Genomic DNA, 19,441 nt, shown 5'->3' with positions numbered 1-19,441 from the left:
GACCCGATGCAGGATCAGGTTGTGAAGAAGGTGGTGATCGCGGGCGGGGGCTCGGCGGGCTGGATGACCGCCCAGGCCCTGGTCACCCAGCTTGGCCCGCTCGTCGACATCACCCTCGTGGAATCCGACGCCATCGGCACGGTCGGCGTGGGCGAGAGCACCATCCCGACGGCCCGGACCTTCATCCACCTGCTTGGCCTCGACGAGCGCGAGTTCATGCGCGAGACCAAGGCCACCTTCAAGATCGGCATCCTGTTCGACAACTGGGCCCGGATCGGCGACCGCTACATCCACTCCTTCGGCGAGGTCGGGAAATCGACCCTGCTGGCCCACTTCCATCACATCTGGATGAACGCGCGCGACCGCGGCATCGGCGGCGACCTGGGCGACTACTGCCTGGAGCTGAAGGCGTCCGAGGCGAGCCGCTTCTTCACCAGCGAGAACGGCCTGCTGAACTATGCCTATCACCTCGATGCGACCCTCTTCGGGCGCTACCTGCGCGGCCGCTGCATCCAGCAGGGCGTCACCCGCGTCGAGGGCAGGATCGAGCGGGTCGAACAGAACGGCGAGAGCGGCTTCGTGGAGGCCCTCGTCATGGAGAACGGCGAGCGGATCGCGGGCGATCTGTTCATCGACTGCACCGGCTTCCGTGGCCTGCTCATCGAGCAGACCCTGAAGACCGGCTTCGAGGACTGGGGACACTGGCTGCCGAACGACCGGGCCGTGGCCATGCAGGTCAGCGCCACCGAGCCGGCCGCCCCCGCTGACCCACGCCGAGGCCCACTCTGCCGGCTGGCAGTGGGGCATCCCGCTGCAGCACCGCGTCGGCAAGGGCTGGGTCTACTGCTCAGAGCACATGTCGGACGATGAGGCGCGCGACACCTTCATCGGCCAGCTCAAGGGCGAGAAACTGACCGAGCCCTGGCTGATCCGCTTCCGGCCGGGCCGCCGGCTGAAGAGCTGGAACAAGAACGTCATCGCCCTGGGCCTGGCCGGCGGCTTCATCGAGCCGCTGGAATCCACCTCGCTGCACATGATCATGATCGGCATCACCCGGATGCTGCAGCTCTTCCCGTTCCAGGGGATCAAGCAGCCGCTGATCGACCGGTTCAACCACCTGGCGGACCAGGAGATCATCCGCATCCGCGACTTCGTGGTCATGCACTACAAGCTGACCGAGCGGAACGACACCGCCTACTGGGACCGCTGCCGGACCATGGAGGTTCCCGAAAGCCTCTCCGAGCGGATCCAGCTCTTCCGCGAAACGGCCCAACTGCACCAGGTGCCGGGCGAGCTGTTCCGCATCGACAGCTGGCTGCAGGTGATGATGGGCCAGCGCGTCATTCCCGAGACCTATCACCTGATGGGCGCGATGATGTCCGACGAGCAACTCGCCAGGGCGCTGTCGGACCTCGGCGGACACGTGGCGCGCGCCGTCGAGCGGATGCCCCCCGCACCAGGAGTTCGTCGACTGGTACGTGCGCCAGCCCGCCCCGGAGCCCGCCTAGGGCAGGGCAGGGGCGTCGGACGCCTTGCCGGGGAAGCTCGGCGCCCGCTTCTCGAGGAAGGCGGCGACGCCCTCGCGCACGTCGGGGCCGGCGCCGAGCTGCATGGCGAGCGCGCCGTCGACCTTCAGCAGGCCGAAGGGGTCCGGCTGGCCGGCGTAGCGCCAGAGCATCTGGCGGGTCAGGGCGATGGAGACCGGCGCGGTGTTCTCCGCGATCTCGAGCGCGATCTCGCGGGCGCGGGCCAGGAGCTGGTCGTCCGGGACCACCTCGCTGACCAGCCCGCCGGCCTCCGCCTCCCGGGCCGGGAACAGCCGTCCCGACAGGCACCAGCGCAACGCCTGCGGCAGGCCCACGAGCCTCGGCAGGAACCAGGCGCTGCCGGCTTCGGGCACGAGGCCGCGGCGGGCGAAGACGAAGCCGAACTTCGCGCTCTCGGCGGCGATCCGGATGTCCATCGGGAGCGTCAGGGTCACGCCAACGCCGACCGCCGCCCCGTTGATCGCGGCGATGGAGGGCTTCCGGCAGTGGAAGATCGCGCCGACGAACCCGGCGCCGCCGCCGGAGGCGGGGCTGGCACGGGGCGTGGCGAAGGCCACCGAGCCCTCGCGCCGGAGATGTCCGCCCCGGCGCAGAAGCCGCGGCCCGCGCCGGTCACGATCACCACGCGGACGGCGTCGTCGGCGTCGGCCTGCCGGAAGGCGTCCCGTCGGCCTCAGCTCGGCGTCCATGGTCGCGGTGTAGGCGTTCAGCTTTTCGGGCCGGTTCAGGGTGATGGTGAGGATCGGGCCATCGACCTCGTAGAGCAGGGTTTCGTAGGGCATCGGGACCTCCCAGGCGAAGGAGCCTCCGCCCCCCGTCCGCCACGTCAGTCCAGCGCGCCGGAGATTCCCTAACTGGGGGGCGCCCTATCAGTTCTGTTAGCTTGCGCCGCCTGACCCGCGCGCCGACCGTTGGCCCAAGAACCGGCGGGCACGTCGGCAGCCGTTGGGAGGCGGCCCGTGACGACAGTGAAACGCGCCGCCCGGCCGGGCGAGCTCGAGCCCCGCAAATGGCCGCGGCAGGCCCGGTCCCAGGCGACCTTCGCCGCCATCCTGGACGCCTGCGCCCGGATGCTGGCGCAAGGGCCGTATGACGCGCTCACGACCAACGCCATCGCCGAGCGGGCCGGGGTCAGCATCGGCACCCTCTACGAGTACTTCCCGAACCGCGAGTCGATCGTGGCGGCGCTCGCCGCGGAATCCTGCCGGCGGCTGGTGACGCGGATGGAGGCCGCGATCGTCGAGACCATCGGCATGCCGCCGTTCGACGGGGTGGAGCACCTGATCCGCGTCGGCGTGGCTTCGCTGCGTGCGCCGGAGAACGTCTTCACCGTCCTGATCCGGGAAGCGCCCTTCGTGCTTCGTCTGCCGGCCTTCCAGGCGGCGCGCGAGGCCCTGACCGAGCTCTGCCAGGAGATCCGCGTCGGATCGCCAACGCCGCTGACCCTTCCCGAGCCCCAGGCCGACACCTGGCTGATCTCCCAGATGCTGTTCAGCGCCATGCTGGAGATCGCCTTCATCGAGGGGCCGGGACAGCCGCCGGTCCATGCTGGAGACCGAGCTCGCGAAGCTGACGGTCCGCATGGCGCTCGGCTGCGATCCGAGAGACCTAATCCGAGCGGCGGCCGGTCGCCCCGAGGGCGCAGAAGCCGAGTTTTCCGAGCCTGGCTCGGCGAGTGCCGTTTAGGATAGGCCCATGAGCATTCTCGATGCAGGCGCCCGCATGACCGCGCCGCGGCTTGGCTCCTGTCGGGAGGCCGGGTGAATTACCTGGAGCCGAAGGGCGATCCCGGGTTCTTCGGGCCGGACTCCATGGCCTGGAAGGTCCACGCCAACCCGATCGCCCTGGCCATCGGCGGCGTGGCGGCAGTGATCCTGGAACTTGCCGAGCCCCGCGTGCGGACCGGGGTCTGGGAGCACTCCATCTTCCGGACCGACCCGCTGACCCGGATGCAGCGGACCGGCGAGGCGACCCTGATCACGACCCAATGCCCGACCGCGGCCGCTCAGGCGCGCGTCGACATGGTCACCCGAATGCACGCCCGCGTGGGCGGGGTGACGCCGGAGGGGCAGGCCTACGCCGCCCTCGAACCCGAGCTGATGGCCTGGGTCCACGTCACCGCCGGCTGGGGCTTCCTCACCGCCTACAGAGCCTATGTCGAGCCGGGGATCAGCCGGGCGGATCAGGATCGCTACTACGGCCGAGGGCGCCAGGCTCGGCCGGGCGTTCGGGGCGGTGGATCCGCCGGGCAGCGTCGCCGAGGTGGAGGCCTGGTTCGACCGGATGCGGCCGAAGCTCGTGCCGCATCCGATCATCGACGAATTCCTGAACATCGTCTCCACGACCTCGCCCGCCGGCGCCGTCGGCCGGGCGCTGCAGCCGCTGGTCGTCCAGGCCAGCATCGACCTCGTGCCGCGCGACCTGATCCAGAAGCTGGAACTGCCGGCGGACCGCAGCCGCCTGGCGCTGGCGCGGCCGACCCTCAAGGCGATGGCGTTCGCCGCGAGGCTCGCGCCCGGCGACGTTCCGCGCCAGGCCCGGGCCCGCATGGCGGCGGCCTGATCGATCAGGCGTCGGCGGTGTGAGGCCTGTGGCTTCGCTCGGCGCCGATGTAGCCAGGCCCGCGGCGCGTGGTGGATCGCCTGGGAGCGGCCGGTGACGCCCATCTTCCGCGAGGCGTTGGCGATGTGGAAGCGGACCGTTGGGAGCGAGATGCCGACGATCTGGCCGACCTCCACGTCGGTCTTTCCGGCCGCCGCCCATTTGAGGCACTGGATCTCCCGGCGGGTCAGCCTGGCGGTCAGCCGGGCCAGGTCGGCGCCGCCCGCCTCCGCATAGGTGGCGACGAACTTCAGCGCGAGCGTCTGCAGGTCGCCGGCCCGGGCGGCGAACACCGCCTCCCCCCACGTCGAAGCTCTCGTCCGAGGTCGCCCAGACGACGGCGGCCGATGACGCCGCCGGGCAGGTAGGCCGGGACGACGATGGCGGCGCCCACGCCGAAGGTCTCGATCGGCCCCTCGGCGGTCAGGGCGTGGAGCTGGGCGTTCGGCCGCCAGGAGCCGAAGACTCCGCCGCGGAACCAGAACGGCTCCGAACAGCGCCGGCAGGCGTGGATGAAGGCGGCGCGGAGCGCGAAGCCGCGATCCTCCCAATAGCGGAGATCAGGATCCACCCAGCGGAACAGGGTCTCGGCCAGCGGCCGGCCGTCCACGCCGATCGGTGGGTGAGGATTCGAGATGTCGGCGGCCGCCGCCAAGGTGGGGCAGGCCGATCGACGCGCCGACCTCCACCAGCTCGCGGGCGAAGTGCTCCGCAAGCTGGAGGTCCGAGGCTGGTCCCGAACTCATGGCCCGGCCGTGCTCCCTATCACTTCCGCTAGCTTGTTCGCTGGCGTTCCACTCCGCAAGCTCCGAGCATCGCTCGCTTTATGCGGGCCCAGACAGAGCCGCCCGGCCAAGGGCGGACGGGGAGGACGAATGAGGATCCAGAAGTACGCCGCTTCCGCGGCCGTGATCGCCCTGGCGTGCGCCACCCACGTGCAGGCCCAGACCGAGGCGCAGGAAGTGGAGGCGGTGATCGTCACCGCCCAGAAGCGCGAACAGAACCTGCAGGACGTTCCGATCGTCGTGAACGTGGTCTCGGGCCAGCAGCTCCAGGACGCCGGCGTCCGCGACGTGAAGGACCTGCAGGTCCTGACGCCGGGTCTCAGCGTCACCTCGTCCACGGGTGGGGCGCAGACCTCGATCCGGATCCGCGGCGTCGGCACGATCGGCGACAACCCCGGCCTCGGAGTCGTCGGTGGGCACGGTCGTCGATGGCGTCTACCGCGCCCGCAGCGGGGTGGCCTTCGGCGACCTGGGCGAACTGGAGCGCATCGAGGTGCTGAAGGGCCCGCAGGGCACCGTGTTCGGCAAGAACACCTCGGCCGGGGTGATCAACGTCATCACCAAGGCGCCGGAGTTCGACTTCAGCGCCCAGGGCGAGGTGACCGCCGCCAACTATGACGGCTTCGGCATCGCCGGCTCCGTGACCGGCCCGATCAGCGAGACCGTGGCCGCGCGCCTCTACGCCGCCCGCCGCGTCCGCGATGGCTTCTACCATGTGCGCAACGGCGCGGGGCCGAGCAGCCAGAAGGACAATGACGACCAGGACGTGTGGACGGTCCGCGGCCAGGCGCTGTGGCTGCCCACCGACACGCTGTCGCTGAAGTTCCTCGCCGACTACACCAAGCGCGAAGAGCAGTGCTGCCTGAACGTCACGACGCTCGTCGGGCCCACCGGCGCGATCATCGACGCGCTCGCCGCCGACGAGGGCACCCCTGCGCCCCGCCGACCCGGGCCGCCGCATCGCCTACGCCAACCGCGGATCCAGCCAGGACATCGAGGACTACGGCGCCTCGCTGCAGGCCGACTGGGAGATCAACGACGACATCACCCTGACGTCGATCACCGCCTGGCGCGACTGGACCAACTACCAGGCCAACGACATCGACTTCTCGTCGGCCGACATCTGGTACCGCCCCGACGACGGCCGGACCTCCGGCAAGTTCGAGACCTTCTCCCAGGAGGTCCGGCTGGCCGGGCGTCGCCGGCCCGCTCGACTGGCTGGTGGGCGGCTACTATTCGGACGAACAGCTCGAGACCAGCGCCTTCACGCCGAACGGGACCGCCTATGAGACCTATTTCGGCCTGCTGCTGTCCGCCGGCGCCAACCCGGCCACCGTCTCGGCGCTGACCGGCATTCCGTTCGGCCAGAACTTCATCGCCGGCCAGGGCGCCTACGACCAGTACGACCACTCGGCCAAGGGCTGGGCGTTCTTCACCAACAACACCTGGCACGTCACCGACGCGCTCGAGTTCACCTTCGGGCTCCGCTACACCGACGAGACCAAGGAGGTCACCTCCCGGTACTCGAACACCGCCCCGGGCAATGCCTGCGCGGCGGCGATCGCCCGGCCGATCCCGGCCGCGGCCCGCTCGGCGATCTGCGCGCCCGGCCAGGACCCGGCGTTCAACAATGTCACCACCGAACAGAAGCGCGGCGAGGACCGCTGGGGCGGCACGGCGAAGCTGAGCTACCGGCTCAACCCGTCGCTGATGACCTATGTGTCCTACGCCAAGAGCCACAAGAGCGGGGGCTTCAACCTCGACCGCGCCCGCCTGTCGGCCGGGGGTGATCAACCCGGACACCAGCTTCCCGGCCGAAACTGTCGAGAGCTATGAGGCGGGCTTCAAGAGCAACCTGGGCTCCGCCCTGGTGCTGAACGCCGCGGTCTTCGACCAGACGTTCAAGGACTTCCAGCTCAACACCTTCACCGGCATCAGCTTCGTGGTCGCCTCGATCCCCGAGGTGACGACCACGGGCGTGGACCTGGACTTCGTCTACCGGACGCCGTTCGAGGGGCTGACCCTCAACGGCGGCGTCACCTATGCGGTGACCCAGTACGGCGACTTCACGCCCGGCCCCGGCATCGGTCCGCGCCTTCCGGGCTCGCGGCTCTCGTACGCGCCGCTGTGGTCGACCTCCTGGGCCGCGGCCTATGAGACCGACCTCGGCTCGGAGATGAAGCTGCGCGCCAGCCTGTCGGGCCGCTACACCTCCCGGTACAACACGGGCTCGAACCTCGACCCGCTCAAGGACCAGCCGCCGATCACGCTCTGGAACGGCCGTGTGGCGGTGGGCAAGGCCGACGACCGGTGGGCCGTGGAGCTGTTCGCCCAGAACCTGACCAACGAGCGCTTCTACCAGGTGGTGGTCGACCAGCCGCTGCAATCCGGCACCTACGCCGCCTTCCTTCTGGGCGCCCCGCACACCTGGGGCGTGACGCTCCGGACGGAGTTCTAGGACCCCCGATGGATCTCGAGCTCACCCCCGAAGACCTGGCGTTCCGCGACGAGGTCCGCGCCTTCTTGGACGCGAACCTGACGCCGGAGCTTCGGGCGGTGGGCCGGGCCACGACCAGCGTGTTCTGCGAGCCGCAGCACACCCTGCCGTGGCAGCGGATCCTGAACGCCCGCGACTGGGCGGCGCCTAGCGTCCTAGCGCGAGGGCGGGCCGGTGTGGAACGAGCTGCAGCGCTCGATCTTCGCCGCCGAATGCGCCCGGGCCGGCGCCCCGCCGCTGGCCCCCATGGGGCTGCGGATGGTGGGCCCGGTGATCATGGGGTTCGGCACGCCGGAGCAGAAGGCGCACTACCTGCCGCGCATCCTCTCGGGCGAGGACTACTGGTGCCAGGGCTACTCCGAGCCGGGCGCGGGGTCGGACCTCGCCGCGCTGCAGCTTCGCGCCGTAAGCGACGGAGATGATTACGTTCTCTCCGGTTCGAAGATCTGGACGACCCACGCGCAGTTCGCCAACCGGATGTTCTGCCTCGTCCGCACCAGCACCGAGGGCAAGCTGCAGGCCGGCATCACCTTCCTGCTGTTGGACATGCAGACGCCCGGGATCAGCGTGAAGCCGATCATCACGCTCGCCGGCGAGCACGAGGTGAACCAGGTGTTCTTCGATGCGGTGCGTGTGCCGAAGTCCGGCCGCATCGGCGCGGAGAACCAGGGCTGGACGGTCGCCAAGCACCTCCTGGAGTTCGAGCGGGGCGGCGGCTCGGCGCCCCGGGCTCCAAGTGGCGCTGGGCCGCGTCCGGACCATCGCCGACGACGAGGGCGCCGACAGCCCGGACTACCGCCGCCGGCTGGCTGAGGCCGAGATCGCCACCTGGGCCATCGACGTCTCGGAGCGCCGCGTGCTCTCGGCGCTCGCCAGCGGCAAGAACCCCGGTCCCGCCTCCTCCATGCTGAAGATCAACGGCACGGAGCAGATGCAGCGGATCGACGAGCTCGCCATCGAGGCGGCCGGCGCCTACGCCCATGTGGACCAGCCGCAGGCCCGCGAGCCCGGCTCCAACGTGGCGGCCGTCGGGCCCGGCCACAGCCTGACCGCAATGCCCCGCTACCTGAACAACCGGGCGGCCTCGATCTACGGGGGCTCGAACGAGATCCAGCGCGACATCATAGCCCGTCTGGTGTTGGGACTCTGAAGGAGATGACCATGCGACCCAACCTGCGTCGTCCACCGTACCGGACCTATTCGATCACCCAGCTGTGCCGTGAGTTCGGCGTCACCGCCCGGGCGCTCCGGTTCTACGAGGAGCAGGGCCTGGTGTTCCCGGGCCGCCGGGACCTGCAGCGGGTCTATTCCTACAAGGACCGCGCGCGCCTCGCCCTCGTGGTCCGCGGCCGCCGCGTCGGCCTGTCGCTGGCCCAGATCCGCGACATCCTCGACCTCTACGAGGAGGAGGGCGCCGGGGCCCAGAACACCAAGGCGCTCGACATCTTCCGCGAGCGCATCGCCGAGCTGGAAGCCCAGCGCAAGGACGTGGACGAGGCCATCGCGACGCTGGAGCGGGCTTCCCAGAGACTGGCCGGCGTCGGGATCGCCGCCGAATAGACGGCGTCCGCCGCCGCGACGCCGCGGCGCTGGACTGACGTTGCGGCGGGTGTCTAGCCTCACTCCGACAACCGCAGCAGGAAGGCTGCGGGAAGGGAGTTGAGATGGCGGATTTCGGCGGCGACGTGGACCTCGAGGCGTTCCGGGCGGAAGCCCGCGGCTGGATCGCGGAGAACTTCCCCAAGAGCCTGGAAGGCAAGGCCGGCCTCGCCATGGCCATGATGGAGGGGCTGCAGCCCACCGGCGACCTGAAGCTCTGGAAGGAGCGGATGGGGGCCAAGGGCTGGGGCACGCCCACCTGGCCGACCGAGTACGGCGGCGGCGGCCTTTCCAACGCCCAGGCCCGTGTCCTGCAGCAGGAGATGGCGAAGGCCGGGGCCTTCAACCCCCTGACCTTCGGCATGGGCGTGACCATGATCGGCCCGACGATCATGGATTACGGCACCGAGGAGCAGAAGCGGAAGCACATCCCGCCGATCGTGAAGGGCGAGGTCCGCTGGTGCGTCGGCTACTCCGAGCCCAACGCCGGCTCCGACCTGGCGAGCCTGCAGATGCGCTGCGAGGACGCCGGCGACCACTGGAAGATCAACGGCCAGAAGACCTGGACGTCCGGCCCCAGTGGTCCGATTGGTGCGGCGCCCTGGTCCGCACCGACTTCTCGGCCAAGAAGCATGAGGGCATCACCTTCATGCTCATCGACATGCACCAGCCGGGCATCGAGCCCCGGCCGATCTCGCTGATCAGCGGCGCCTCGCCGTTCTGCGAGACCTTCTTCACCGACGCGGTGGCGCCGAAGGACGCGGTGTTGGGCAAGATCAACGAGGGCTGGAGCGTCGGCAAGCGGCTCCTCCAGCACGAGCGGGCCAGCCAGACCGGGGCTGCCGGCGGCGGCAAGGTCACGCCGCTGCAGGACATCGCCAAGAAGTACGTCGGCACGGACGAGCAGGGCCGCATCGCCGACGGCGAGCTGCGGCTCAAGGTCAATCGCAATGTCATGGACGCGCGCGTCCACGGCCTGACGCTGGCCCGGGCGATGGCGGAATCCAAGGGCAATGGGGCGACCAACGCCGCCTCGGTGCTGAAGAATTCGGCGACCCACGTCGCCCAGACCCGCGCCGAGCTGCTGCTCGAGATCATGGGCCACCAGGGCCTCGGCTGGGAGGGCGAGGCCTTCTCGAACGAGGAGCAGGAGGCCGTGAAGAGCTGGCTCTGGGGCAAGGCGATGTCGATCTACGGCGGCTCGGCCGAGATCCAGAACAACATCATCTCCAAGCGCATCCTGGGCCTGCCGGACAGCACCCACTCGACCTGATCAGGGCGCGGCGGCCACGCGAACCCGCACGCGGGCGCCGTCGCGCACCTTGTCGGAGGGGAAGACCACCACCCGCTCGCCGGGCTGCAGGCCCTGCCGCACCTCGGCGTCCTTGTCCGTCACGGCGCCGACCTCGATCGGCGTCAGGCGCGCGCGGCCGCCCTCGATCCGGAACACCGCCCAGCGACCATCCGCGCGGACCAGCGCGCCCACGGGCGCCGTGGTGGCCGCCGGCGCCCGCCGCAGGATCACCCGTCCCCACAGACGGTAGCCCGGACCGAGGCGCGCCCAACGGTCGGACGGTCCGTCGAACTGCAGGAGGACCAGGACGCGCTGCTCCTCCACGCCCAGGGCCGAGACCTTGGTGAAGCCCTGCGGCTCGACCCGCCGTACGATGGCCGGGATCACGCCGTCCCCGCCCCAGTCATAGATCTCGGCCGGCATCCCCTCACGGATGCGGACCGCGTCCTGGGTCAGGAACTCGACGGCGGCTTCGAGCCCCGCCTGGTCCCCGATCTCCACCAGCGGCGCGCCCATGACCACCGTGCGCTCGCTCTCCTGGAGCACGCGGGTGACATAGCCGGAGGCGGGCGACGTCACCGGGATGGCTCCGCCGCCGGGCGCGTCCGGACCCAGAAGGGCGGCCCGCGCGGCCGCCAGCTCCGAGCGCCGCATGCCGAGCTGGGCCGCGGCGGAGCGGACGGCGGCCCGCGCGGCGCGGGCGTCCGCCTCGGCGTTCTCGACGGCGCGCGCAGCGGCGAAGCCCTGCTCCGACAAGGTCTGCGCGCGGCGCAGTTCGCTGTCGGCCCGCCGCGCTTCCGCCGCCAGCTGCTCCTGTTGGGCGGTGGCCGCGCCGACCGCCGCCGCGGCGGCGGCGACCTGGGCCTCGGCCTGCGCTCGTGCGCGGGGATCCATCAGGTCGGCGCTGGCCGGAAAGAGCCGGGCCACCACGGTCTGGCCGGCCGTCACCCGATCGCCCACGTGCATGTCGAGGCGCTGGAGGCGGCCTGAGACGGGCGCGGCCACGACATACGCCTCCCGCACCCTGGCGTAGCCCTGGTCGGCGACCGTCTCGGCGATCGGGCCCCGGCGGACGGACGCCGCATCCACCTCGACCGGACGCGGCGCAAAGAGGAGGGCGAGCACCGTCGCCACCAGCGCCGCGATCGCCAGGCCAAGGCCCCAGCGCGCCCATCTGACCTTTCCCACGTCTATTCCCTCGTCTTCAGGACAGCCACCAGATCGAAGCCCCAGATGCGCCGGCCCACGAGGACGGCCGCCAGGGTCACCGCCGCCAGGAAGGCCAGCAGGGAGATCCCGTAGCTGCGGGGCGCCGATCACGGCCGGGAGCCGCAACTCGTCACGGGAGTAGGCGGCCACCAGGCCGTGCGCGAGCGCCTGGCCGCCCAGCATGCCGAGCGGGATGGCCACAAGCGTCAGGACGGCGAGTTCGCCCACCAGGATGTAGGCGCAGTCCGCGCGGCCAAACCCCAGGACCTGCAAGGTGGCGAGATCGCGTGACCGTTCGGAGAGCGCGATGCGGCTCGTATTGTAGGCGACCCCGAAGCCGATCGCCGCGGCGAAGCTCACGTAGAAGCTGATCATCACGCGAAAGGCCTCGGCCATCGCCAGCCGCCAGCTCGCCACCGTGTCGTCGCGCGACGATGCGCCGGTCACCTGGGGCGTGCTTTCGATGGCGCGATAGAATTCAGGCCGGGCGTCGGCGGCGATCAGCAGTTGCGCCCCGCTGATCACGTCGCCTTCCTCAAGGAGGCGGTTGAGGGCCCGCCGCGGCAGGTAGGCGGCGAAGCCGCTGTAGTCGCGGGTCACCGCCAGGATCCGCATGTCCGCCGCCACCGGCCGCCCTTCGACCGGCTCCACCCGGACCAGGGCACCCTCGCGAACGCCAAGCCGTCCGGCCAGCGCCTCGCTGAGCACCAGCCCGTCGCCCCGGAACGGGACCGGTCGTCCGCGGGCGTCGAGCGGGGTCTGAAGGGCTGCTGCGGGCTCGACCCCGACCAGGCGCGAGAGTTCCTGCCGGCCGCCGGCTTCGAGGCGCGCCGCCACGATCCTGACCGGCTCGGCCGCATAGACGCCGGGCAAGCGTCCCACCTCCGCCAGGGCGGCGATGCTGCGCGCCTCGGCGAACCCGACCGCCTCGTTCCACCTCTGGCTGCGGAAGTAGGTGTGGTCCAGGACCGCGTCGAGGCTGTCGAAGAGGAACTGGGTGCCCACCAGCAGCGACAGGCTGGCGGCCAGACCCGCCGTGGCGAGCGCCGCGCGCCCGGGAAAGCGCTCGAGGTTGCGGACGATCATCCGCGTCGCCTGGTCCACGGCCGGCCCGCGCACCCAGCGATCGAGCAGGCCCTTGCGGTAGGCGGCCGGGCGCAGGGGCTGCATGGCCACCGCCGGCGACAGGGCCGCGGCCCGCCGCACGGCCGAGAGGGAGCCGGCCAGGGTCGCCGTCACCGCGACCGCCGTCGCCCCGGCGAAGGCGGCCAGGTGGAAGCGCGGCTCCAGCACCGGGAAGCGGAAATACTCGCGGTACTGCTCGACGATCGCCGAGGCGAGCAGAACGCCGGCCAGGCCGCCGGCCAGCGCCCCTGTCGCGCCGATGATGGCGGCGAGCCGGAGATAGGGGAGGCGGCCTCGCCGTTGCGGTAGCCGAACGCCTTCAAGAGGCCGATCTGCTCGCGCTCGGCCTCCACCAGCCGCGAGACGGTCAGGTGCACCAGCGCCGCGGCCACCAGCAGGAAGACAGGAGGCAGGATCGTCGCGGAGGTGGACAGTTCCTTGAGTTCGGCCGCCAGGAAGGCGTGGGAGGCCTGGTCCTCGCGGGCGTAGGCGGCGCGTCCGCCATAGGGGGCGAGGCGCTGGTCGAGCGCCTGCACCACTGACGGAACCGAGGCGCCCGCCGCCACGCGCACGGCGATGGCGTTGACCGTGCCCGCCATTCCCGTCGCCCGTTCCACCGCATGGTGCGGGCGCCCAGATGACCGCCTGGTGGGCGTCGTCGGGCATGAAGGATTCCTGGGCCGGCACGTAGACGTATTCCGGCGACAGGGCGGCGCCGACCACGGTGAAGGTGAAGGCGCGGCCGTTGACCACGGCGTCGAGACGATCGCCCAGGCTCACGCCGGCCGCGTCCATGAAGGTCTTCAGCGCCACGGCCTCGTCCGCGCGCGCCGGGTCGGGCATGCGCCCGGCGGTCAGGGTGATGCGGTTCAGGGCCCGGGCCTCGTCCACGGGCAGCGACACGAGCCGGACCGTCGCGGGCCGGGCAAGGCCCGGCACGTCCATCAGGCCGGCCTCGACAATGCGGGCGTCGACCGCCACCACGCCGTCGAGCCGCGCGAGGTCGCGGACCCGCGAGGCCGGGATACGCCGGGCGGTGGCGAACACGTCGGCGAAGCGGCTCTCGGCGTAGAAGCCCGCCTGGGCGACCACCAGCGCCCGCTGGGCGGAGAAGGACATCACCGCCACCGCGACGCCGCAGGCGACGAGGAGCGCGATCGCCAGCGTCTGCCAGCGGAGCCGCCAGAGGTCGCGCAACAGCTTGCGGTCGAGGGGCGAGAGCCTCACCAACTCATCTCCCTTGGCGGAACCTTCGCGGCGTTGCGCTCGGCCACCTGGATCCGACCGTCGCGGAACCGCACGATCCGGTCGGCCAGGCCGGCGATGGCGGTGTTGTGCGACACGATCATGGTGGTCGCCGCGACCTCGCCGGCCACGTCCACGATCGCCTGCAGGACCTGGACGCCGCTCTCGGTGTCGAGGGAGCCCGTGGGCTCGTCGCACAGCAGCAGCTCCGGCCGCTTGGCGATGGCCCGCGCGACGGCGACCCGCTGCTGCTGGCCGCCCGAAAGCTGGGATGGGAAGTGGTCCATCCGGTCGGCGAGGCCGACGCGCGCCAGGGCTTCCTCCGGGGTCATGGGGTCCACGGCGATCTCGGTGATCAGGGCCACGTTCTCCCGCGCCGTCAGGCTCGGCACCAGGTTGAAGAACTGGAAGATGAAGCCCACCGACCGGCGCCGGTAGAGCGTCAGCTCCCGGTCGCTGGCGGCCGTGAGTTCGACGTCGTGGAAGCGGACCTGCCCGGCGCTCGCGCGGTCGAGGCCCCCAGGATATTGAGGAGGGTCGACTTCCCGGAGCCGGAGGGTCCGAGCAGCACGAGGGTCTCGCCAGGCGCGATGTCGAGATCGACCCCCCGCAGCGCGTGCACGTCGCCCGCGCTGCTGGGATAGACCTTGTCGAGGCCGCGGATCTCGAACGCCGGACGGACGGTGGAGGCAGGAACCGACATGGCGCGTTGCTAGCCGCTCCATCAATCCGCGGTTTGATGCGCCGCAAGGGCTCGCCAATGATCTTTCATTGTCGATTTGACGAAGCGCAAGGTTTCGCGACCGCGGAAGCGCAAGTTGCGGTGCAGGTCGATGATGGAGGCCAAGATGACGGTGACAGACAAGGACCTGATCCCAAGTATCCAGCGCAACGCAGCCGCGGCGTTCGCCCCGCTTCAACGGGAATTCAACCGCCTATTCGACGAACTGGGCGAGGGCTGGAACGCCATCGCGGAAATCCGCCCCACACCGCGGATGGACGTGGTCGATACCGCGGCGGGCCTCGAGATCAGCGTGGAACTGCCGGGCATGACCCGGGACCAGGTGAAGATCACGGTCCAGGACGACATGCTGACCATCAGCGGGGAAAAGACGGCTAGCCGCGAGACGGCCGACAAGGCCTACCGCCTGCTCGAGCGCAGCTACGGCGCCTTCTCCCGCTCGGTCTATCTGCCGCGCAGCCTCGACGCCGGCGGCATCGCGGCGACCATGGCCGACGGTGTCCTGAAGATCGCCATTCCGAAGCGCCCCGGCGCCGAGAGCAAGACGATCGAGATCCAGTCCAAGTAGGAAATTCCCCCAGACATCCTGCGGACTGGCGGAGCGCTCCGGACGACGGGGCGCTCCTTGCGTTCTGCCCCAGGCCATCGCGCCGGGCGACCGGCGCCGGCGTTTCGCCGTCTGGGCGCCTGAAAGGCAGGCGAACTCATCACATCCGCCTGATCTCGCCATGCCGGTTGTTGCCGGGAAACGCCCCTGTGGCGCAGGGTTCGTCCGCGGACGCACGGTCACGCCCAAGGGGGCGGCGGGGCGCAGGCGTCACAAACCATCCGTAGGGTTTCCTCGGCCCGCCGGCGCGCGGCGGCGCGAGGAGTGACGCGTATCACCGGGCGCGCGCGCCGCCCGTTCCGGATCAAAAGGAGCCCCCCCATGCCGACCATCACCGTCAAGGATGGCGCCGAGATCTTCTACAAGGACTGGGGCTCGGGGCAGCCGATCGTGTTCAGCCACGGCTGGCCGCTGACCGCCGACGACTGGGACATCCAGATGATGTTCTTCGCCGACCGCGGCTACCGGGTGATCGCCCACGACCGGCGTGGCCACGGGCGCTCCAGCCAGACCTGGACCGGCAACGAAATGGACACCTACGCCGACGACCTGCGCGAGCTGGTCCTGGCGCTGGACCTGAAGGACGCCATCCACGTCGGCCACTCCACGGGCGGCGGCGAGGTGGCCCGCTATCTCGGCCGCCACGGCACGGACCGCGCCGCGGCGGCCGCCCTGCTGGGCGCGGTGCCGCCGGTGATGGTCAAGAAGGACAGCAATCCCGAAGGCCTGCCGATCGAGGTCTTCGACGGTATCCGCGACGGCACGCTCAATAACCGCTCGCAGTTCTACAAGGACCTCGCATCGGGGCCGTTCTACAGCTTCAACCGGCCCGGCGTGACCCTGAACCAGGGCATCGTCGACAAGTGGTGGCTGCAGGGGATGATGGGGGGCGTGAAGGCCCACTACGACTGCGTGAAGGCGTTCTCGGAAACCGACTTCACGGAGGACCTGAAGAAGATCGACGTGCCGGTCCTGCTGATGCACGGCGACGACGACCAGATCGTGCCGATCCACGACAGCGCGATGAAGGGCATCAAGCTGCTGCAGAAGGGCACGCTGAAGGTCTATCCCGGCCTGCCGCACGGCATGGCGACGACCCATGCCGACGTGATCAACGAGGACCTGCTGGCCTGGCTCGCCGAGGTGGGGGGCTTCGGCGTCGAAGGCCAAGCCCGTGCTCGAACCGAGCTGAGCCCGAGGGCGCTCGGAACCGGCGGACCTACTCCGCCGGCTCCGGCGCCAGGTCCAGCCGCTTCACCACCTTCACGCGGGCGACGTCGTCGCCGGTCCGGCGGCCGAAGCCGAGGTTCTCGGCCAGTTCCAGCATGCGGTCGTTGTGCCGGGCGACGTCGCCCCAGACCTCCTTGATGCCCCGCGCCTTCGCATGGTCGAGCACGGCGCGGAGCAGGAGGCCGCCGAGGCCGCGATGCTGGCGGTCGGAGCGCACCATCAGGGCGAACTCGGCGGTTTCGCCCTCAGGGTCGCCCACCAGCCGGCTGACCCCCAGGATCTCGCCGTCGGCGTTCTCGGCGACCAGCGCCATCTCGCGGTCGTAGTCGATCTGCGACAGGCGCGCGGCCCAGCCGGGCGGCAGATGGCGGAAGCCTGACGCGAAGCGCAGGCGCACGTCCTCGGGCGTGGAGCGGTCGATCAGGTCCTCGATGCGCGGCGCGTCCTCCGGCCGGATCGGGCGGACGTGCAGGGCGCCGCCGTCCTCGAACGTGATGTCCCGTTCCAGGGCCCGGGGGTAGGGCAGGATGGCCGGGCGCGCCGCCGCCTGGCCGGGCGCGCGCAGGCGGATCCTGGCGTCGAGGCAAAGCACGCCGCGGTCGTCGGCCAGCAGGGGGTTGATGTCCAGCTCGGCGATCTCGGGCACGCCGCTGGCCATCTCACCGAGCGTCACGAGCACGTCGGCGATCGCCGGAAGGTCGGCGGCGGGGCGGTCGCGGAAGCCGGACAGCAGCTTCGCCACCTGGGTCCGGCGGATCATGTCGCGGGCCAGGACGTCGTTGAGCGGCGGCAGGCCGATGCTCCGGTCGGCGAGCACCTCGGTGGCGACGCCGCCGTGGCCGAACAGCACGACCGGACCGAACGTCGGGTCGCGGGTGACGCCGCAGAGCAGCTCGTGGGCATGGGGGCGGGCGACCATGGGCTGGACGACGAAGCCCTCGATGCGGGCGTCCGGCCGCGCGGCCTGCACGCGGGCGATCATCCCCTCGGCGGCTTCCAGCACGTCGGCGGGTCCGTCGAGGCCGAGCGCCACCCCGCCCACGTCCGTCTTGTGGCTGATGTCGGGCGACAGGATCTTGAGCGCCACCACGCCACCGATCTCGCGGGCGGCGGCGGCGGCCTCGGCCGGATTGCGCGCCGTGCGGTCCTCCACCACCGGAAGGCCATAGGCCTTGAGCACGGCGCGCGCCTCGGGATCGGTGAGCACCAGCCGGCCTTCGGCCAGCGCCGCGTCGACCACCACCCGCGCGGCTTCGGCGTGCTGCGCCAGCGGGCGCCGGTCGGCCGGGGTCTGCATCAGCAGCTCCTGGTTCCGCCGGTGGTCGACGAGGTGCATGAAGGCGCGCACCGCCTCGTCCGGTGTCTCGTGGGTCGGGATGCCCGCAGCGGCGAAGATCCGGCGGCCTTCGCCGGCCGCCTGGTCGCCGAGCCAGCAGGTCAGCACGGGTCGGCCGAACGGACCCTTCGGCGCAACGGCGACCACTGCCTCGGCGGCGTCGGCCGAGGAGGCCACCGCCGTCGGACAGTTCATCACCAGGATGGCGTCGTTGTCCTTGTCGGCCAGCAGCGCCTCGAGCGCGTGGCCGTAGAAGCCGGGCCGGGCGTCGCCCAGGATGTCCACGGGATTGGCGTTCGACCATCCGTGCGGCGCGAGCTTGTCGATCGCCGCCACCGTCTCCGGCTTCAGCGTCGCGAGGCGGCCGCCGCGCTCGGCGAGCGCGTCCACGGCCATGACGCCGGCGCCGCCGCCGTTGGTCAGGACCGCCAGCCGGTCGCCGTGGACCCTAAGGCCGGCGGAGAGCGTGGTCACCGCGTCGAACAGTTCCCGCAGGCCGCCGACCCGCAGCATGCCGGCGCGGCGGAAGGCGGCGTCATAGACCGCGTCGGAGCCTGCCAGGGCCCCGGTATGGCTGAACGCGGCGGCCGCGCCGGCCGCCGTCCGTCCCGCCTTGATGACGACGACCGGCTTGGCGCGGGCGGCGATCCGGCCGGCGGTCATGAACTTCCGCGCGTCGCCGATGCTCTCCAGATAGACGAGGATGCCCTTGGTGTCGGGGTCGAGGGCCAGGTAGTCCAGCAGGTCGCCGAAATCGACGTCGGCCGCATCGCCGATGCTGATCACGTGCGAGAAGCCGATGCCCCGCGGCTGTGCCCAGTCGAGCGCCGCGGCGCAGATCGCCCCGGACTGGGCGACGAGGGCCAGGCCGCCCGGCGCGGGCGTCAGGTGGGCGAAGCTGGCGTTGATGCCGACGCGTGGCGAGATGAAGCCCAGGCAGTTGGGGCCTACCAGCCGGAGCAGGTGCGGCCGCGAGGCGTCCAGCATCTGCTGCTTCAGGCCGGGCGTGACGCCGGCGCTGATCACCACCGCGGCGCGGCAGCCGGCGGCGCCCAGCTCGGCGACGATCCCGGGGACGGTCGGCGCGGGCGTGGCGATCACCGCCAGGTCCACCGGGCGGGGCAGGGCGGCGATGTTGGGGTAGGCCAGCGAGCTGCCCACCGAGGCGGCGTGCGGGTTCACCGGCAGGACGGGCCCGGCGAAGCCGGCGTTCAGCAGGTTGTGGGCGATCACCCGGCCCACGGAGCCCGGCGTGTCGCTGGCGCCCACCAGCGCGATGGCCTGGGGATGGAAGAGGGCGTCGAGGTTGCGCGTCGTCATGGCGGGTCCTCTCCGCCCGGATGTGCCGGGCCGCCCGACCGCCGTCAACGCCGGAGATACCGAGGGATCAGCCGTGCGACATCCGGCGCAGCGGGGACTTCACGAAGAGGACGAGGGTCTCGGCGAACTCCGCCCGGCAGCGGTGGCCGGCCGCGAAGTCGCCGATCCGCGCCTCGCCGGGACCGTCGACCCCGAACAGCCGCTCGGCGTCGGCTCGCGACAACGCGAGCCGATCACCCCTGGCGAGACCGTCCAGGGGAGCCTGCAGCCAGGTCAGCCCGATGGGGGACGGTTGCGCCATGGC

General features: G+C 71.1%; 17 protein-coding genes and 6 pseudogenes. 15 read left to right on the top strand and 8 right to left on the bottom strand.

Annotation, left to right across the window (positions count from 1 at the left end):
• The first annotated feature begins 6 nt into the window (after positions 1-6).
• Positions 7-1,508, top strand: a pseudogene (locus LRS04_RS24890) (tryptophan halogenase family protein).
• Here LRS04_RS24890 and LRS04_RS24885 read toward each other — a convergent pair.
• Entirely contained in the window at positions 1,505-2,041 is a 537-nt protein-coding gene (locus LRS04_RS24885; protein WP_308238434.1) for an enoyl-CoA hydratase-related protein, read from the bottom strand. The pseudogene LRS04_RS24890 and the gene LRS04_RS24885 overlap by 4 nt on opposite strands.
• A complete protein-coding gene (locus LRS04_RS27335; RefSeq protein ID WP_308238432.1) occupies positions 1,978-2,163 on the bottom strand; it encodes a hypothetical protein in 186 nt (61 codons plus the stop codon). The genes LRS04_RS24885 and LRS04_RS27335 overlap by 64 nt, the downstream gene beginning before the upstream one ends.
• A gap of 343 nt (positions 2,164-2,506) precedes the next feature.
• Here LRS04_RS27335 and LRS04_RS24880 point away from each other — a divergent pair, with 343 nt between their 5' ends.
• The 3 genes and pseudogenes from LRS04_RS24880 (at position 2,507) to LRS04_RS24875 (ending at position 4,109) form a co-directional block, all read left to right on the top strand.
• Positions 2,507-3,238, top strand: a complete 732-nt coding sequence (locus tag LRS04_RS24880; RefSeq protein ID WP_257818752.1) for a TetR/AcrR family transcriptional regulator — start codon at positions 2,507-2,509, stop codon at positions 3,236-3,238.
• Between the two features lie 120 nt (positions 3,239-3,358).
• A pseudogene (locus LRS04_RS28555) lies at positions 3,359-3,697 on the top strand (oxygenase MpaB family protein); the annotation flags it as partial.
• A 4-nt stretch (positions 3,698-3,701) separates the two neighbouring features.
• Positions 3,702-4,109, top strand: coding sequence for an oxygenase MpaB family protein (locus LRS04_RS24875; RefSeq protein WP_257818751.1), 408 nt, complete (start codon positions 3,702-3,704; stop codon positions 4,107-4,109).
• A 125-nt stretch (positions 4,110-4,234) separates the two neighbouring features.
• Here LRS04_RS24875 and LRS04_RS28550 read toward each other — a convergent pair.
• A pseudogene (locus LRS04_RS28550) lies at positions 4,235-4,285 on the bottom strand (hypothetical protein); the annotation flags it as partial.
• 113 nt (positions 4,286-4,398) lie between these two features.
• Entirely contained in the window at positions 4,399-4,803 is a 405-nt protein-coding gene (locus LRS04_RS24870) for a hypothetical protein (protein ID WP_257818750.1), read from the bottom strand.
• Here LRS04_RS24870 and LRS04_RS27330 point away from each other — a divergent pair.
• The 9 genes and pseudogenes from LRS04_RS27330 to LRS04_RS24845 all read left to right on the top strand — a co-directional run.
• Positions 4,784-5,263, top strand: a pseudogene (locus LRS04_RS27330) (hypothetical protein); the annotation flags it as partial. The gene LRS04_RS24870 and the pseudogene LRS04_RS27330 sit on opposite strands and share 20 nt — an antisense overlap.
• 82 nt (positions 5,264-5,345) lie before the next feature.
• Positions 5,346-6,281 carry a TonB-dependent receptor plug domain-containing protein gene (locus tag LRS04_RS28545; RefSeq protein ID WP_374576998.1) on the top strand — a complete coding sequence of 312 codons (936 nt, stop codon included), beginning with the start codon at positions 5,346-5,348 and terminating at the stop codon, positions 6,279-6,281.
• Positions 6,236-6,769 carry a TonB-dependent receptor domain-containing protein gene (locus LRS04_RS27320; protein ID WP_374577324.1) on the top strand — a complete coding sequence of 178 codons (534 nt, stop codon included), beginning with the start codon at positions 6,236-6,238 and terminating at the stop codon, positions 6,767-6,769. Before LRS04_RS28545 ends, LRS04_RS27320 begins: the two co-directional genes overlap by 46 nt.
• Positions 6,720-7,391: a TonB-dependent receptor domain-containing protein gene (locus LRS04_RS27315; protein WP_308238242.1), complete on the top strand. Its 672-nt coding sequence runs from the start codon at positions 6,720-6,722 to the stop codon at positions 7,389-7,391. The genes LRS04_RS27320 and LRS04_RS27315 overlap by 50 nt, the downstream gene beginning before the upstream one ends.
• A gap of 213 nt (positions 7,392-7,604) precedes the next feature.
• The gene (locus LRS04_RS27310; RefSeq protein WP_308238240.1) at positions 7,605-8,243 is read left to right on the top strand and encodes an acyl-CoA dehydrogenase family protein; all 639 of its coding nucleotides are present in this window, start codon (positions 7,605-7,607) and stop codon (positions 8,241-8,243) included.
• The gene (locus LRS04_RS27305; RefSeq protein WP_308238237.1) at positions 8,167-8,580 is read left to right on the top strand and encodes an acyl-CoA dehydrogenase family protein; all 414 of its coding nucleotides are present in this window, start codon (positions 8,167-8,169) and stop codon (positions 8,578-8,580) included. Before LRS04_RS27310 ends, LRS04_RS27305 begins: the two co-directional genes overlap by 77 nt.
• 11 nt (positions 8,581-8,591) lie before the next feature.
• A complete protein-coding gene (locus LRS04_RS24855) occupies positions 8,592-8,990 on the top strand; it encodes a MerR family DNA-binding transcriptional regulator (protein WP_257818749.1) in 399 nt (132 codons plus the stop codon).
• 104 nt (positions 8,991-9,094) lie between these two features.
• The gene (locus LRS04_RS24850; RefSeq protein ID WP_257818748.1) at positions 9,095-9,730 is read left to right on the top strand and encodes an acyl-CoA dehydrogenase family protein; all 636 of its coding nucleotides are present in this window, start codon (positions 9,095-9,097) and stop codon (positions 9,728-9,730) included.
• Complete coding sequence (locus LRS04_RS24845; RefSeq protein ID WP_257818746.1) at positions 9,679-10,302, top strand: acyl-CoA dehydrogenase family protein; 624 nt, start codon at positions 9,679-9,681, stop codon at positions 10,300-10,302. Before LRS04_RS24850 ends, LRS04_RS24845 begins: the two co-directional genes overlap by 52 nt.
• Here the strand turns inward: LRS04_RS24845 and LRS04_RS24840 are convergent, their stop codons facing one another.
• Together LRS04_RS24840 and LRS04_RS24835 are read right to left on the bottom strand one after the other, a co-directional pair.
• Positions 10,303-13,884, bottom strand: a complete 3,582-nt coding sequence (locus tag LRS04_RS24840; protein ID WP_257818744.1) for an FtsX-like permease family protein — start codon at positions 13,882-13,884, stop codon at positions 10,303-10,305.
• Positions 13,881-14,605: pseudogene (locus LRS04_RS24835) on the bottom strand (ABC transporter ATP-binding protein). Before LRS04_RS24835 ends, LRS04_RS24840 begins: the two are co-directional and overlap by 4 nt.
• Positions 14,606-14,750: 145 nt before the next feature.
• Between LRS04_RS24835 and LRS04_RS24830 the strand changes: the two are divergent.
• Positions 14,751-15,212, top strand: a complete 462-nt coding sequence (locus tag LRS04_RS24830; protein ID WP_257818742.1) for an Hsp20/alpha crystallin family protein — start codon at positions 14,751-14,753, stop codon at positions 15,210-15,212.
• 360 nt (positions 15,213-15,572) lie between these two features.
• A pseudogene (locus tag LRS04_RS24825) lies at positions 15,573-16,385 on the top strand (alpha/beta fold hydrolase); the annotation flags it as partial.
• A gap of 85 nt (positions 16,386-16,470) precedes the next feature.
• On the opposite strand, the gene LRS04_RS24820 reads toward LRS04_RS24825, so the two are convergent.
• Together LRS04_RS24820 and LRS04_RS24815 are read right to left on the bottom strand one after the other, a co-directional pair.
• Positions 16,471-19,137: a bifunctional acetate--CoA ligase family protein/GNAT family N-acetyltransferase gene (locus tag LRS04_RS24820; protein WP_257818741.1), complete on the bottom strand. Its 2,667-nt coding sequence runs from the start codon at positions 19,135-19,137 to the stop codon at positions 16,471-16,473.
• Positions 19,138-19,204: 67 nt separating this feature from the next.
• Positions 19,205-19,438, bottom strand: coding sequence for a hypothetical protein (locus LRS04_RS24815; RefSeq protein WP_257818740.1), 234 nt, complete (start codon positions 19,436-19,438; stop codon positions 19,205-19,207).
• Positions 19,439-19,441: the final 3 nt, after the last annotated feature.

This window comes from Phenylobacterium sp. J367 (assembly GCF_024699985.1).
In the GTDB taxonomy this organism is placed as follows: Bacteria; Pseudomonadota; Alphaproteobacteria; order Caulobacterales; family Caulobacteraceae; genus Phenylobacterium.
This window is presented reverse-complemented; position numbering and strand designations above follow the sequence as displayed.

Excerpts from the sequence above, each read along its gene's own strand:
- LRS04_RS24850 (WP_257818748.1), top strand. The coding sequence starts at position 9,095 with ATGGCGGATTTCGGCGGCGACGTGGACCTCGAGGCGTTCCGGGCGGAA.
- LRS04_RS24815 (WP_257818740.1), bottom strand. The coding sequence starts at position 19,438 with ATGGCGCAACCGTCCCCCATCGGGCTGACCTGGCTGCAGGCTCCCCTG.
- LRS04_RS24855 (WP_257818749.1), top strand. The coding sequence starts at position 8,592 with ATGCGACCCAACCTGCGTCGTCCACCGTACCGGACCTATTCGATCACC.
- LRS04_RS24830 (WP_257818742.1), top strand. The coding sequence starts at position 14,751 with ATGACGGTGACAGACAAGGACCTGATCCCAAGTATCCAGCGCAACGCA.
- LRS04_RS24845 (WP_257818746.1), top strand. The coding sequence starts at position 9,679 with ATGCTCATCGACATGCACCAGCCGGGCATCGAGCCCCGGCCGATCTCG.
- LRS04_RS24875 (WP_257818751.1), top strand. The coding sequence starts at position 3,702 with ATGTCGAGCCGGGGATCAGCCGGGCGGATCAGGATCGCTACTACGGCC.
- LRS04_RS24820 (WP_257818741.1), bottom strand. The coding sequence starts at position 19,137 with ATGACGACGCGCAACCTCGACGCCCTCTTCCATCCCCAGGCCATCGCG.